This is a genomic window from Pseudomonas fluorescens (assembly GCF_000730425.1).
Lineage (GTDB): Bacteria > Pseudomonadota > Gammaproteobacteria > Pseudomonadales > Pseudomonadaceae > Aquipseudomonas > Aquipseudomonas fluorescens_X.
In genome coordinates this window covers 2,094,484-2,110,214 of sequence record NZ_CP008896.1, presented here as the reverse complement: position 1 = coordinate 2,110,214, position 15,731 = coordinate 2,094,484, and the positions used below count along the sequence as shown (strand labels likewise).

The following is a 15,731-nucleotide window of genomic DNA, read 5'->3' as shown; positions in this document are numbered from 1 at the left end:
TGGGCCTTCGAAAACTCAGTGACGACGTGAGGAAAACACGGATGGTGGACTTCAATAAACTCAGGTCGCAGTCCCTGCGACCGGCCCCTGTAGATCCTCTGGAAATTTTTAGACGTATGCCCAAACCTCAGGGCATCAATGATCTATATACCAGCCAGGCCGAGGTACTGGAGGCATGGTTCAAGCGCAAGGATGAGCGGGACACAATTGTGAAACTGCATACCGGTGGCGGCAAGACGCTGGTTGGTCTGCTAATAGCGCAGTCGACGCTGAATGAACTCAAAGAGCCGGTGCTCTATCTGGCACCGACAACACAGCTGGTCAGGCAGACCTTAGAAAAGGCTCAATCGCTAGGAATTGCCGCAGTACCTTACGTCCGAGGACAGCCGTTGGCGGACGATTTCGTGAATGGCAAAGCCGTCATGGTGGCGTCTTACAAGGCACTGTTCAACGGCTACAGCAAGTTCGGTGTACGTGGGGGACGGATGCCTATCAAAGCAGGAGCCGTAATCCTTGATGACGCTCATGTGGCATTCTCGGTAGTCCGCGAGTCGTTCACGCTCGAGATTTCATCAGAAGTCGACAAGGAAAGGTACGACGCGCTGTGTATGCTGTTCCGAGCCGCGTTCAGGGAGATAGACCGACTAGGCACCTTTGATGATACCGTCTCGGGCCTCAGTACTGGCGTAGTTGAGGTGCCTTACTGGGCTTGGCATGAGCAAATCGATACGGTTCGAGGAGTATTGCGAGGCGACGGCGAGGACACCCCGTACGCTTGGCCCCTATTGCGTGACAATTTACACTTGTGCCACGCGCTTATTAGCAGCAAAGCTTTCACTGTTACTGCTGTGCTCCCCCTGGTCAACAGCTTCCCAACCTTCGCGGATGCGCCGCGCCGAATCTACATGTCCGCCACTATCGCGGACGATAGTGAAATAGTACGTACATTCGACGCCGACCCCCGACACGTTAATAGTGCCTTGACTTCAAGATCGCTGGCGGGCATCAGCGAACGTATGATCCTGATCCCTAGCCTGATGAAGTTCGACTTCGACGCACATAAAGTCACGAAAGCAATTCTTAAGCAGGTTGCAGATCACAACCTCGGCGCAGTCGTTCTCGTACACGCCAACTATGCGGCTAAGGCTTGGGAAGACGTCGCAGAATTCTCAGAAGGCTCGGATCAAGTGGAGAAAAAAATCGAGGCATTGCAGTCGCGTAAGACTAGCGGCCCGGTTGTTTTCGCAAACCGCTACGATGGCATCGACTTACCAGGGGACTCGTGCAGGCTTCTTATCATGGAGGGCCTTCCTGCCGGTACATCTGACTATGAACTTTTGCGTGCGGCCACCCTTTATGGCGGCGCAACCATCAGCCGCATGCTAGCGCAGCGCATCGAACAGGGCATCGGGCGCGGGGCTCGTGGAGCGGGTGACCACTGCGTCGTACTGCTTCTTGGCTCGGATTTGGCTGGTTGGATCGCCAAGGATGCAAACTTCAAGCTACTGACGAGCGCGACCCGCGCACAGCTCGAAATGGGGTCGACGGTCAGTAAAGAAGTGAAGGACGTCAATGATCTCGAGAATACAATCACTTTGAGTATTAACAGGGACACCGGCTGGGTTGAATATCACGCGGCTACCCTTGCAGAGAACGTCATACAAGAAGCACCTGATCCCAAGCGGTTTGATATGGCCGCAGCCGAACGTAAGGCTTTCAACAATTGGGCTGACGGCTATTACGACAAAGCGATAGCCAAGTTAGATCAGGTGGCTAATGCTCAGGAAGCTCCAGACGAACAAACACGCGGCTGGCTATTCCAACTTGCGGGCCGCATAGCGAACAACTGGGGGCAAACCGAGCGCAGTGACGAATTGCAACGCTCAGCATTTGCCGCGAATCGAAACCTTTTGCGTCCGCGGATCACCCCTCCTTACCGACCTCTGCCTATTCCAGGTGCACAGGGTGCTGCTATTGCATCTCAACTGCGTGGGTATCGTATGCGACGCGGCCTGCTGCAACGCTTTGAACAGGTGGCCTCGAAGCTCAATGGCAACGCTTCTGCCAATCAGTTCGAACAAGCGTTGGCAGACCTTGGTGACCTAATTGGCGTGTCAACTGAGCGCCATGACGACGGCGGCGAAGGGCCGGATGTACTCTGGCTCCTTCCAACCAAGACTGCACTGATCCTAGAAGCCAAAAGTCGCAAGCTGGACAAGAACGCGTTAACCAAAGAGGAACACGGTCAGCTGCTTGTTGCCCAGCAATGGTTCGACAAAAACTACGATGGATATACGAGCGTGCGCGTTGTCATTCATCCGACGAACAAGGCGACCGCTGCAGCAGCGGCTCACGGCAGCCATGCATTAACGCTTGACCGTCTAACGGCGCTGGTTGCCGATGCGCGAGTGCTACTTAGGGAACTGTGCGAGTCTCAGCTCACCGACATTGAACTTGAAGGGCAGTGCCAGCAATTGATTGAGCGATCGCCAATACGTGCTGATAGGCTGATTGAATACTTGGTGCCTTTCGTGGAGGGGTAACAATATTGTGACGTGTAATGGCCCTTGGCAATGCGTCCAGGCCAGCGCGTAGGGCAATCACGTCCTTGTCCTTCAGTTGCGGCTGCAACCCCACAAGTCTCTGATGGCATCGAATTCGCACGGCGGTCTTGAATGATTGCTCCGCAGTAGGCCATCGAAGGTGCGGGATATCAGTTCGCCTCTCCGCGCCGAGTGGCCCTACTTCGACCTGCGTCTTGGGGAAGCCCGGTTCGTCAACGACTGGGTGACCACGTCGATGAAGGCCAAATTATTCGAAATTATGGCTCAGCAATAATTATTGCTGAGCCATAATTTTTCCTACTCGGTTTGCCCAAGCGTGAGATCGATCCAGGAGTCAGGGGTTAGGTCGCTGGCTTCGATGGCCAGCAGAATTTCGCGCACAAGGTCTTTGTCGGGCTTCATGCTGGGATCCCTTCCTAGTGTGATAAAGCATTACCCAACATATAAATAAACCAGAAGTGGCCAATCGCTAGCAATACACCGAGGAAGTCAGACGAAAACCCATCGACCCGTTATCATGAAGCCCATCTTCACCCAGGCCATCGGTGGTCGGGTTTTCATTTTTTTACCGCGCTATTCATCTGCGTGGGATGCAGGAGCAGTGCATGACGAATCAAAAGGATTCCGAACAGGTCGCCAACAGTCTGGCCGAACAAGCCCTTAACGCCGCGCGCGCCCGCTTAGCGCCCGAAACTGTCGCCATCGCCGAACCTGACGCACCAAAGAAAAAGGCGGGCCGCAAAGCCACCAACAGCCAGTCCAGTAGCACTTTGCAAGAGCTTGAGAAAACCCTCTGGGCCACGGCTGATAAGTTGCGCGCCAATATGGACGCCGCCGAATACAAGCACATCGTCCTCGGCCTGATCTTCCTTAAGTACATCTCCGACAGCTTTGCAGGCCGCCGTGTCGAACTGGAGCGTCGTTTTACAGATGCCAGCGATGACTACTACCTGGAAGGTGACGATCCGGCGTATCTGGCCGCAGAACTCGAAGAGCGTGACTATTACAAAGAAGTGAATGTGTTCTGGGTACCGGAAGTAGCCCGCTGGGAGTCAATCCGTGCCTCCGCCAAACAGGTGGATATAGGCAAGCGCATCGACGAGGCGCTGTCCGCCATCGAGGCGGAAAACTCCAGTCTGAAAAACATCCTCGACAAGCGTTATGCCCGTTCCCAGTTGCCCGATGGCAAGCTCGGTGAGTTGGTCGATATGATTTCCATCATCGGCTTTGGCGGCGACGCCCACCATGCCCGCGACCTGCTCGGTCAGGTCTATGAATACTTCCTCGGCCAATTTGCAAGTGCCGAAGGTAAGAAAGGCGGCCAGTTCTACACCCCGGCCAGCATCGTCAAGACCTTGGTCGCGGTACTCAACCCGCACCACGGCAAGGTCTACGATCCTTGCTGCGGCTCCGGTGGTATGTTCGTTCAGTCGGAAAAATTCATCGAAGCCCACGGCGGCAAACTCGGCGACGTCTCCATCTACGGCCAGGAGTCCAACCCCACCACTTGGCGTCTGGCAGCGATGAACCTAGCCATTCGCGGCATTGATTTCAACCTGGGCCGTGAGCCTGCGGACACCTTCATCCGCAACCAGCACAGCGATTTACGCGCCGATTTCGTCCTGGCTAACCCGCCGTTCAACATAAGTGACTGGTGGCACCGTACCCTGGAAGGTGACCCGCGCTGGGTTTACGGCCCGCCGCCGCAAGGTAATGCCAACTACGCGTGGCTGCAACATATGCTGTTTCACCTGAAATCTAGCGGCCGTGCCGGCATTGTCCTGGCCAACGGCTCGATGAGCTCCAGTCAGAACACTGAAGGCGACATTCGCCGCGCCATGGTTGAGGCCGACGTGGTTGAAGTGATGATCGCACTGCCGGGCCAGTTGTTCTTCAACACTCAGATCCCGGCCTGCCTATGGTTTTTGACCAAGCAGAAAGTCGCCCGCCCTGGCGAAGTACTGTTTATCGACGCCCGTAAGCTGGGTACCAAAGTCAGTCGGGTGCAGATCGAACTGCTCGACAACGACATTGAGCGCATCGCGCAGATTGTGGCCAATTGGCGTGGCGAACCACTTGATGTCGGTGGTGAAATCGCCGAATACACCGATGTTACCGGCTTCTGCCGCAGCGTTACCCTCGCTGAAATCGCCGAGCACGGCCATGTGCTGACCCCGGGCCGTTATGTCGGTGCCGAGGCCGTCGAAGATGACGACGAAGCCTTTGCCGATAAAATGCAGAACCTCACGGCGCTGCTGGGTGAACAGTTGGCCAAAGGCGCGGAACTCGACCAGTTGATCCGGCAGAAGCTGGGAGGGCTGGGGTATGAGCTTTGACCTTCCCACTCTTCCACAGGGCTGGAGCTACGTTCCTCTTGAACAATTAGCTCAAAAAAACTCCGTAACCTACGGTGTCGTGCAACCAGGTACACACGTTGATCATGGTGTTCCTATCGTTCGAGTGAACAACTTCAAAGAGGGCCGTGTTGAGCTATCGGAGCTCATGCGAATTGAGCCTGAGATTGAAAGCAAGTACGGTCGAACTCGATTGCAAGGTGGCGAGGTTCTGCTCACGGTTGTTGGTAGCGTTGGCCAAGTAGCTGTAGTTTCAGAGGCACTCAAGGGCTTCAACGTAGCTAGAGCTGTGGCAGTGATCCACCCCCAAGATGTCGACCCAAATTGGCTTGCCCTTTGTCTCAGATCACCCTTGTCCCAGCATTTGCTTGGGAGCCGAGCGAATACAACCGTTCAGACAACCATTAATCTGAAAGACTTACGGGCGCTTCCGGTTCCCATGGCTCCTGAGTATGAGCGTGGAAAGATCATTGAGCTGATTGGCTCCCTCGATGACCGTATTGCCCTGCTACGCGAAACAAATACAACCTTGGAAGCTATTGCCCAAGCGCTGTTTAAGTCCTGGTTTGTCGATTTTGATCCGGTGCGGGCCAAGGCGGAAGGGCTGGAACCAGAAGGCATGGACGAGACCGCCGCCGCGTTATTTCCCGATAGTTTTGAAGAATCTGAACTGGGGTTGGTGCCAAAGGGGTGGCTGATTGGCGAACTGCAAGATTTGCTAGTACTCCAGCGTGGATTTGATCTTCCCGCCTCCAAGCGTACTGAGGGTGTCTACCCTCTGATCGCTGCAAGTGGCCCTAGCGGTACACATAACATTGCCATGGCGAAAGGCCCAGGGGTAGTAACAGGGCGTTCAGGGGTGCTTGGAAAGGTGTTTTTGACCTTGGAGGATTACTGGCCTTTAAATACAACATTGTGGGTCAAGGAGTTTAAACGTGCGACGCCTTGTTATGCATATGAGATCCTGAGGCTACTGGACTTCTCATCATTCAATGCAGGCTCAGCCGTTCCAACGCTTAATCGTAATCATATCCATGGTCTTCCATACGTACTGCCTCCTCTAGAGCTCGTTCATACTTATGAGGCCATCGCTACTGCGATCCACTTACGGATACTGGAAAAAAACAGGCAGGCCCAAACGCTCACCCAGCTCCGCGACACCCTGTTGCCGCGTCTGATCTCTGGGCAACTGCGGCTACCGGAAACTGACACCTTCATCGAAAATATGTTGTCGGAGGCTGTCTGATATGGCTCTGAATCTGCGTCAACGTGTCATCGAACGCTTACAAAGCCTTCCGGATACTCAGCAGAGCGCTCGCGAACTAGCGCAATGGATATTCGAGCAGTTCCCTGCAGAATGCGCGATCAAGAAAGCGGGCAGTGCCGGCTACATCCAGACCGACAATGACTTAGTACAGCAATTGGTGGCAGAGATCTCTGGTTCACGCCCGCGCTGGCAGCAGATGCACCATCAACTGAAAACCACTGAAGGACGGCCACGTCACTATTACTGGTCGGACATGGATGCCAACGCTGAGGTGGCGGCGGCTGAAGGGGGCACGCTTGTACCGTCAGGCCTGCCTGAGGCCTCGCCATTACGGGAGCATGCGCTGTATCCGTTCTTGGCTGAATACCTGCTGACAGACGAGCAGCGTGTGTACGCTATGCGGATCAACGAAAAGCGTTCGTCCAACCGTGCTGGCAGCGGTGGCAACGAATGGTTGCATCCGGATCTGGTAGGCCTAGAAGACCTGACTGCCGACTGGAAACTTGATTTGCGTGACTGTGTCCGTGTGTTGGGCGAGCGTCGTGCTCGGCTTTGGTCGTTCGAGGTCAAGCTGCTGCTCAATCGTTCCAATGCGCGCAAGAGTTTCTTCCAGGCCGTGTCCAATTCCTCTTGGGCGCATTTCGGCTACCTGGTGGCAGCCACAGTGGAGGGCGACGGCACGCTCAAAGAGTTACGCATGCTCGCCGCAGCTCATGGCATTGGTGTGATTCAGCTAGACGTACAGAGTCCCACGGAAAGCCAGATTCTGATCCCTGCTCGCGAACGTAGCGAAATCGATTGGGATATGTGTAATCGGCTGACTGAAGAGAATGGCGACTTCGCCGAGTTCATCGGTCGCATACGTCGCTTCCACCAGACCGGTGAAGTTTCGGCTAGGGAGTGGGTGGCCAGCGAATGATGACACTTAAGTTATTGCATGATGGGTTGGCAGGCGACCTGAGCCAAAAACTGGCTGGTGGATTGAACACAGGAAGTGACGTGGAATGACCGAAGACCAATTAGAACAAGAAACCCTCGGCTGGCTAAAGGAGGTGGGCTATACCCACCTGTACGGGCCGGATATCGCCCATGATGGAGAATTCCCTGAGCGCGATCATTATCGTCGAGTGGTCTTGGTCGAGCGCCTGCGCAGTGCCATAGCCAAGCTCAATACCAAGGTGCCACTGGCCGCACGCGAAGATGCACTCAAACAGGTGCTCGAACTGGGTCTGCCGGTACAGCTGTCGGCTAACCGACTGTTCCATCGACTGTTGGTCAGCGGCGTACCGGTGCAGTATCAAAAAGATGGTGAAACCCGTGGCGATTTCGTACGCCTGATCGACTGGGTTGAGGTGAAAGCCAACGACTGGCTGGCCATCAATCAGTTCAGCATTTTGGGGCCAAAACACACCCGGCGTCCGGACATTATCCTGTTCGTCAACGGCCTACCGTTGGTGTTGCTGGAGTTAAAGAATCCTGCCGACGTGAAGGCTGACCTGGGCAAAGCCTTCGACCAAATTCAGACCTACAAGGAACAGATCCCTGACCTGTTCCAGTACAACGAAATCCTGGTGATCTCCGACGGTAGTGAAGCGCGCATGGGCTCGTTGTCAGCAGATGCCGAACGCTTCATGAACTGGCGCACCATCGATGGCCAAGATCTCGATCCCCTGGGTCAGTTCAACGAACTGGAAACCTTGGTGCGCGGTGCTTTGGCTCCGAAGATGCTGCTCGATTACTTACGCTACTTCGTGTTGTTCGAAGATGACGGTCGACTGGTAAAGAAGATTGCGGGCTATCACCAATTCCACGCCGTACGCGCCGCCATTCAACAGGTGGTTAGTGCCTCGCGTCCCGGTGGGACGCATAAGGGCGGGGTTGTCTGGCACACCCAGGGCTCAGGCAAGAGCATCACCATGACCTGTTTCGCCGCTCGGGTGATGCAGGAAGCAGCAATGGAGAATCCCACCATTGTGGTCATCACTGACCGCAACGACCTGGATGGTCAATTGTTCGGGGTGTTCTCGCTATCGCAGGATCTGCTACGCGAACAGCCCATCCAGGTTGAGTCACGCGGCGACTTACGCACCAAGCTGGCCAATCGGCCCAGTGGCGGCATTATCTTTGCCACGATCCAGAAGTTCATGCCAGGAGTGGATGAAGACAACTTCCCCGTGCTGTCTGACCGCTCAAACATCGTGGTCATCGCCGACGAAGCGCACCGCACCCAGTATGGCTTTGGCGCCGAGTTGAAGGCATCGGAGGGGGCCGAGTCCGGCGAAAGCCAAGCCCGTTATCAGGTCGGTTATGCGCAGCACCTGCGTGATGCACTGCCGAACGCCACATTCGTGGCCTTTACCGGCACCCCGGTGTCCAGCGAAGACCGTGACACCCGCTCGGTGTTTGGCGAATACATTCACGTCTACGATATGCAGCAGGCCACTGAAGATGGTGCAACCGTCGCCATCTACTACGAGTCGCGGTTGGCCAAACTGTCCTTGAAAGACAGCGAGCTCCCTGCGATTGACGATCAGGTGGATGAGCTGGCCGAAGACGAAGAAGATGACCAGCAATCGCGCCTGAAAAGTCGCTGGGCCGCACTGGAAAAAGTGGTTGGCGCAGAACCACGTATTAATAGCGTCGCCGCCGACCTGGTTAAGCATTTCGAGGAGCGTAATCAGGGCATGGTGAGTGTGGGCCAAATGCCGGGCAAAGCCATGGTGGTGGCTATGAGTCGCGAGATTTGCGTGCACCTTTACAACGAGATTGTCGCCCTGCGTCCGGAATGGCACGACGAAGACCCGGAGAAAGGGGCCATCAAGGTCATCATGACGGGCAGCGCGTCGGACAAGGCTTTGCTGCGACCGCACATCTATTCTGGACAGCTTAAAAAACGCCTGGAAAAGCGCTTCAAGGATCCATTTGACCCGCTCAAGCTGGTGATCGTCCGTGACATGTGGCTAACGGGTTTCGATGCACCCTGCGTACATACCCTGTACGTGGACAAGCCCATGAAGGGCCACAACCTGATGCAGGCCATTGCTCGGGTCAACCGAGTGTTCAAGGACAAGCAAGGCGGCCTGGTGGTGGACTACATCGGTATCGCCAATGAGCTGAAAGCGGCGCTCAAGGAGTACACCGGCAGCAAGGGCAAAGGGCGGCCAACTGTGGATGCCCATGAAGCCTATGCGGTGCTGGAGGAAAAGCTCGACGTCCTGCGCAGCTTGCTGCATGGTTTCGATTACAGCCATTTCCTCACCGGCGGACACAAGCTTCTGGCGGGAGCAGCCAATCAGGTGTTGGGCTTGGAAGACGGCAAGAAGCGCTTTGCTGACACCGCGCTGGCCATGAGCAAGGCCTTCACCCTGTGCTGCACCTTGGATGAAGCCAAAGCCGTCCGCGAGGAAGTGGCGTTCTTCCAGGCGATCAAAGTGATATTGATCAAGCGCGAAGTGAGTCAGCAGAAAAAGACCGACGAAGAGCGTGAGTTGGCCATTCGCCAGATCATCGGCAATGCTGTGGTCTCTGGCGACGTGGTGGACATCTTCGAGGCAGTGGGCCTGGATAAGCCCAATATCGGCCTGCTCGACGACGCGTTTCTCGCCGAGGTGCGCAACCTGCCCGAGAAGAACCTGGCGGTCGAGCTGTTGGAGCGCTTGCTTGAAGGCGAAATCAAGAGCCGTTACAGCACCAACCTGGCACAGGAGAAGAAGTTTTCCGAGCTACTGGCCAATGTGATTAAAAGATACCAAAACCGATCTATCGAGACCGCCCAGGTCATCGAAGAGCTGATCGAAATGGCCAAGAAGTTCGCTGCCGCAAGCCAGCGTGGTGAAGCGCTAGGGCTCAACGATGACGAGTTGGCGTTTTACGATGCCTTGGCCAACAACGAGGCCTCGGTGCGTGAACTGGGCGACGAGATCTTGGCCAAAATTGCCCACGAACTGACCGCTAGCTTAAGGGCCAACGTGAGTGTCGATTGGAGCAGCCGTGAAAGCGTGAGGGCCAAACTGCGCATCCTGGTGCGGCGGATTCTGCGCAAGTACAAATACCCGCCGGATCAAGCCGAGGAAGCGGCTCAGCTGATTCTCAACCAAGCTGAAACGCTCTGCGAAGCGTGGTTATAGTTAAGTAGTCAGGCCGGAATGTCAGGGGCGGTAACCGGAACCTTGGGAGCGGGTTGGTCTGTAACCCCAGCGATTAACGGGCCCGGTCTGATTTACCATAGATCTTGTTATTCGCCATTAGGCTGCGGTGCAGACTCACTGGCGAACACACCTTCCCGTCAACGAGGCTACCGAATTTCTTTTGGCTTGGCATATGGCAGAGGCCGGTCGAGGTCATCCAGGGTGAGACCTCCCCGTACTGCGTTGTGGCTCCACCGCACAAATTGCTCCAAGAGAGCGTTGTTTTCACGAGTTAAGCGTTCGACCCGAGTCTCCAGGAGCTTGACGCGCTCCAAAGCCTTAGTTGTCTCAACTGCGCTTCGAGAAACGCTTACTCCGTTGTCATCCTTTGCGTGCTCCTTAGCGTGATCCCAGGCCGATTTGATGCGCGGGTGCCGGAGCATTGCCGCCTTGGTGTACTTGTGCCCAATATCGACCTCTAGCATTGCGAGGTAGCGATCCCAAGTCAGTTTTCCAGCCCAGCCATCCAGCAGGCGGACTGCCTTTTCGATTCCGGTGTCGTTTAGCTTTGGTGCGCCCATTTAGAAAAAACCCATATCTAGTAACAGTTTCTCATCTGCGTCCGAATCTACATCCGCACTCGCCACGAATGGCGCAGGCGAAGGGACGTCTTGGTTAATAATCCTGACAGCCTGGGCCAAGCCGGCCTTCGACTGCGAATTCTCGGGAGGAGGTAACGTGATGAATGCCCCGTCTGGTATGGCCGGATCATTCAGCTTGTTGAGAACAAGCTGCCAGCGTTCGAGCTTCGGAGTGTGCAGATTAAGCCAGCGAGAGGCCCCAGGCTCACCTCGTTCATGAGCGCTCTTTGCATCTCTTACAGCTTTTTCATGCAGCTTAAACTGGAACTCAGCTTCGTCATGATGACGTTTGTCGCCCTTCGTAAATGTGTGCTCTCCACAGTTCACGCAGTCCTTGTCCTTCGGGCAGGGGGTGAGTGCATGGTCATGACGGCAAATGCCGTAGCGGGTGCGGTGAGTCGCTCCTAGCTCAATTTTAAGGGCCTGCTCGCGGGTGAGCCCATGAGCAATGGCTATCGAGTCCACTTTGGCTTCGAGATGACCTTCAATGACGAGAGGGCGCTCATTGGCCCCGAGCTTGAGATAAGCCTCAATGAATGCCTCTTGAGGCAGGTGGTCATACCATTCGTTCTGTTTGACGCTCTTGCGCCCAGACCAAAATGCAATGAGCGATTCGCTCAAGTGCTTGCTCTGGGCGAGAGTATTCAACAAGTGGCGAAAATCGTGTGTGGTGATCGCGATGGGGCTGCCATCTGAGTTCACCTTGCCGTTTCGGCTGAAAATCGTAACCCCGCCAGGATTGGCCCCTAGCTGGTTATTGAATTGATTCGTCGACAGCGGCGAAGGCACATGTAGTAAAGGCTCGGCGTTGGGCCGGAGGATGTTTTCAGGCAGTACCCATAGTGCCTCGTGCCACTTTAGGCCGGTATGGCCATCCAAGATTGGAAAAGCGTCTGGAAGCTTTGCCAGAACGAAGTTTTCAAGCGATTCAAATTCGTAGAGCGCAACCCAGCGAGCCTGCTGCGATTCTGGCCCCATTCGTGATTTATCAGTGGTGCGATCCTCACGTTTTACCAAGGCATATCTGGTCGCGTGAGAGCCTTGAATCGGGGTTGTCTTGCCCAAAATGATAGCGGCCTCGTAAAGCGTTATCGGCTGGTTACGCAGGTGTTCCGTCCCAGGCGGGAGATAGAGTTTCGCTGGGTTTGCGGTATACCAGCCCGCAGCCTTTCTGGCGGGGGCGCCAAGATCCACCAGATAACTGACTGTCTTTTCTACGACCGCCTCGAACTCATCGGAGGCAGCAAATTTCGTCATTGCTCCCGCCCCTTTGGCGGGTGCCCAGGCAATGCCCATGATAGGGCCTTCTTTGGTGTCTGCTGATCGGATGCAATCAACTGGAAGGCTCAGAATTTCGGCCGACCTGCTTGGGGCATACATCGCAAGAGAGACAAATGCGGTTGTCAGCTTGTCTGACACATGGCTACTGGTGTGATGAATCTCCGCCAATGCCAGTATGGATTCGAGAGAAGGGAGTCTGGCGACCGCTTTTTCAGATTCTTTTGTCGCAACCCTGTCATTCCTTACAGGTGCCTTGTAACCAATCGGACTCTTCCACTCCAAAAGATTTGGAGTGAGGCGAGCAGGATTTACCACTTCAGTCACAATCCGTTCGAGAACCCTTGCCGTCGCCCAAGCATCCGTAAATCTGGCTTTCAACAAGTCAGCAGCCTTATCGAGCACTATCGGAGTAAGTTGCGTGATGCACGGTCTGCGCTTGCAATCAATTAACGCCTGTTCAATCGCCTGTAGTGCGTATAAGTGCCTTTTGAATTCGGCTAAGCGCAATCGGCGCATAACCTCACTAAATGTGGATTTCGCGAATGGTAAAAAATCGATCTCGAATGGAATCTGGACGGTTGATTTGTTGCCAGATTCGTCCCGCAGAGATTTGAAATGTGCAATTTTCTTCGTTTTACCCTGGGCTCTTCCGATAATGAAGGTCGAGATATCCCAGCTGTTATCTTCCCAAATAACATTGATGAAAGGAAAGTTAGCCTTAGCGTGTGAAATGAACGAATCCAGGTTTTCCTGAGCGGTCAGCTCATCTCTACCAATGAAGTGTACGATTTCGCCCATTTAAATTGCTTCTTCCGATGTGTCGCGGATGGTAATGATCTGCTGGATTGCCGACATTGCACTGTGATTGATTTGGCGGATCCTCGGCTCTGTTTCGAGCTCTTGATCTTCCACCAGAGAAGCCATCAAAGCCTCCCAAGGCGCGCTCAGCAAAGGCTCGAAATGAGCACATCCCGCCAGACACGCAACTGGGGCGTTCTGGTGGCATTCAGCGCGCGTGCCGCAAGCGCCCACGGGCATCCCCATGAGCCTCATGAAATCGCTGATTACGGCATCAGGGTCGCCTGCCCTAGTGGCCTCATGGAGGCCGGAAATCGCCTTCCCCTGGAACGCCCTTGCGAAGTAGCTCATCTCCTTGCCAAGAGCCTCTCGGATAGGATTCTGAAGCTCTGGCATAGACGCCCTGTAGTACTGAATGCAGGAGGTGCTTCGATGCGTGAGCAGGCGAGCCACCTCATAATCTGATGCCCCCTGAGCCAGAGCTCTGGTAGCTAGGGTGTACCTGAAGCGGTAAGGTGTAATCGCGATCTTCGTACCAAGGCGCTCGGAGTAGGTATTCAGCTTTCGGATGATCGAGCTCATGCGCTGCCCCAGCGCATTGGAGGAAGGCTCGGTGAATAACGGATCATCGGTGCCCGCATCATCTGCCGATGGATATGCATCTAGGTAGTTGATCAGGCATTCTGCTAGAACCGTAGGGGCTCGACGTACCCAGTACTCCTGAGACGTGGTCATTTCTCCCTTCGCCAACGGAACCCTGAGAGTCACCTCCATACCATCTCTGTCATGGATGATGACGTCTTTCTTTTTCATCCTGTGAGCTTGGGCGGGCCTGACGCCAGTGCCAATGAAGAACCAGCAGATTGTGTAGTCGGCTTGGTCGATGGCTCCGCTGGAAAATGCCCTATTAAGTTGATGGTGGATGTTGTGGATCTCTTGCTCGGTGAGCGCGCCTCTTTCAGGATCATTGGTGAGCAACCCGAAGTATGCGCCGGTGCCTTGTTCTTCCCACTTAAACGGGTGCTCTAGAAAATCACAGACCTGAGCTGACAGGCCGGGCATGCCCAAGGCTGATATTCGGCGTAACAAAGGGATTACGAAAGGTCGGTAGTTTGCTGAGATCTCGTTAAGGCGATTGATCTCCGAAATGTCAATTTGAGTTTTACGAGCCATTTCTGGCAGTTGAAACCAATTACTCACCGCACTCAAAATGGTGGTGTTATATGAAAGGCTGTGTGTGGATAGCGTGTTTTTGATCGCCCGATACATGCTTTCATGCAGCGTGTTTCCAAGCGAAAGAATATCGAAGTTCAGAGAGCGAAGATTCCCGTCGCGATCAACAACCTTGAGAAGCCGACCTATGCTGAGTTCGATAATCCGGCCATCGAGTAATACAACTTTGTCGGTCTTCGCATTAGAATTCGGTTCGTCTTTATGGACAGCGTTACTTGTGACGGTCATTTCGAATCACCTTTATTTTTTTCACGCAACTCGTTAGCCAGGCTTTCAGCGATCTTGTCCGATTTTTCCCGGATGTGCCGGCTGGAGTAACGCGCTTCCATGGAAGACTTTTTCGACCAACCATTCAAACGGTTCCTCATCTGCTTCTCTTCGCCCGCTTGCATCCGTTTCTCAGGCGGAAGGCTGTCTATCTTCCTGCTTAAACGATCATTCCACGTACGTCGAAGAGCATGCGGAGCCACGCTGGCGGGCAGGTTATTTTTGCGGCGAAGCTCCCTGAAAGCGAGATTGATTGCCCCTAAGGACAAATGGTCGCCATCGGCGGTGGTGAAGAGATAGCCATGTTTCCTCGCCCTAGCTGGAATATGGCTCCAGTACTTCATGACGAAGTCGTGAAAGTCGTATGCGGTTTGCTCAGATATGGGCAGCGTCCGCGCAACGGTCTTCGATACTCGGGCACGTACACGGCGTGCTGCATGATTGATGTCATCGACTCGTATGTATCGAAGCTCACTGCGTCTGATCGCGGTCTCAGAGAAAATCCGGTACATCAAGTGATTCCGATACTGATGAAAATCAGATTGAAATGGGTTGGTTTCGGATCCTGGCTCAAACGCGGCGTCCAGGGCATCCATCACGTCTTCAGAAAGTCCCTCTGGGGCGTCACCTTCCTCGGCGGTCTTCGCCCTGGGCTCTTGGGCTCGCAAGGCAGCTATGGCCTTTTCACGCGCTGTGGCGAGGTCTTTGCGGGGCTTATCTGATGCCTTTGGGCTGATTCGCTCGTGATTGAATTCTAGATAGTTCGCCACAGTCCGGATGCGGTAACCACCTTCCGTAGCAGAAATCATTGTTCTATGTACGTTCGGAGTACCCCCACTACGCACCTGCTCCAATCGCGCAATCTTGCGTGGTCGAGCATTCAGCGACTCCTCAACGATCTGGTCTTGGGCACCGCGATCAAGACGAAGGAAGAACGCTAGGTCTTCACACTGTTCAATCGATAGAAACGTCTCTGATTTAAGGATCTGGTCGAAATCGAGTTTCCGGGAAATTGCCCACAGGTAGGCCATACCCAACGAGCGGAGCACTTTCTCAATTGTGGTTACGGCAAGACCTACATCTCGATATCTGAGCGTTACATAGATATTGGGAAGGAAGAGGGGGCGACCTTCCTGATCAACGAGCACAGCCATGGGCAGGTCGTCGGATGCAGTGAAAGATCTGATGGAGTAACTGAC

General features: G+C 54.5%; 10 protein-coding genes. 5 read left to right on the top strand and 5 right to left on the bottom strand.

Annotated elements, in window-relative coordinates:
* The first annotated feature begins 116 nt into the window (after positions 1-116).
* A complete protein-coding gene (locus tag HZ99_RS09135) occupies positions 117-2,543 on the top strand; it encodes a DEAD/DEAH box helicase (protein ID WP_235205580.1) in 2,427 nt (808 codons plus the stop codon).
* Between the two features lie 318 nt (positions 2,544-2,861).
* Here the strand turns inward: HZ99_RS09135 and HZ99_RS29200 are convergent, their stop codons facing one another.
* A complete protein-coding gene (locus HZ99_RS29200; protein WP_235205579.1) occupies positions 2,862-2,966 on the bottom strand; it encodes a DUF2513 domain-containing protein in 105 nt (34 codons plus the stop codon).
* Between the two features lie 203 nt (positions 2,967-3,169).
* On the opposite strand from HZ99_RS29200, the gene HZ99_RS09130 reads away from it, so the two are divergent.
* The 4 genes from HZ99_RS09130 to HZ99_RS09115 all read left to right on the top strand — a co-directional run bounded on the left by HZ99_RS09130 (position 3,170) and on the right by HZ99_RS09115 (position 10,312).
* Entirely contained in the window at positions 3,170-4,900 is a 1,731-nt protein-coding gene (locus HZ99_RS09130) for a type I restriction-modification system subunit M (RefSeq protein WP_038442523.1), read from the top strand.
* Positions 4,890-6,164 carry a restriction endonuclease subunit S gene (locus HZ99_RS29195; protein WP_051903135.1) on the top strand — a complete coding sequence of 425 codons (1,275 nt, stop codon included), beginning with the start codon at positions 4,890-4,892 and terminating at the stop codon, positions 6,162-6,164. Before HZ99_RS09130 ends, HZ99_RS29195 begins: the two co-directional genes overlap by 11 nt.
* A gap of 1 nt (position 6,165) precedes the next feature.
* On the top strand, positions 6,166-7,104 hold the full coding sequence (locus HZ99_RS09120) for a COG2958 family protein (protein WP_038442522.1): 939 nt from the start codon (positions 6,166-6,168) through the stop codon (positions 7,102-7,104).
* An 85-nt stretch (positions 7,105-7,189) separates the two neighbouring features.
* Positions 7,190-10,312, top strand: coding sequence for a type I restriction endonuclease subunit R (locus HZ99_RS09115; RefSeq protein ID WP_038442521.1), 3,123 nt, complete (start codon positions 7,190-7,192; stop codon positions 10,310-10,312).
* Positions 10,313-10,479: 167 nt separating this feature from the next.
* On the opposite strand, the gene HZ99_RS09110 is transcribed toward HZ99_RS09115, so the two are convergent.
* The 4 genes from HZ99_RS09110 to HZ99_RS09095 are packed head-to-tail and all read right to left on the bottom strand — an operon-like array spanning position 10,480 to position 15,686.
* Positions 10,480-10,893 (bottom strand): hypothetical protein, encoded by a 414-nt coding sequence (locus HZ99_RS09110; RefSeq protein ID WP_038442520.1) that lies wholly within the window; start codon positions 10,891-10,893, stop codon positions 10,480-10,482.
* Positions 10,894-13,032 carry a hypothetical protein gene (locus HZ99_RS09105; RefSeq protein ID WP_200876634.1) on the bottom strand — a complete coding sequence of 713 codons (2,139 nt, stop codon included), beginning with the start codon at positions 13,030-13,032 and terminating at the stop codon, positions 10,894-10,896.
* On the bottom strand, positions 13,033-14,493 hold the full coding sequence (locus tag HZ99_RS09100; RefSeq protein WP_051903133.1) for a site-specific integrase: 1,461 nt from the start codon (positions 14,491-14,493) through the stop codon (positions 13,033-13,035).
* On the bottom strand, positions 14,490-15,686 hold the full coding sequence (locus HZ99_RS09095) for a tyrosine-type recombinase/integrase (protein WP_038442519.1): 1,197 nt from the start codon (positions 15,684-15,686) through the stop codon (positions 14,490-14,492). The genes HZ99_RS09100 and HZ99_RS09095 overlap by 4 nt, the downstream gene beginning before the upstream one ends.
* Positions 15,687-15,731 lie beyond the last annotated feature (45 nt).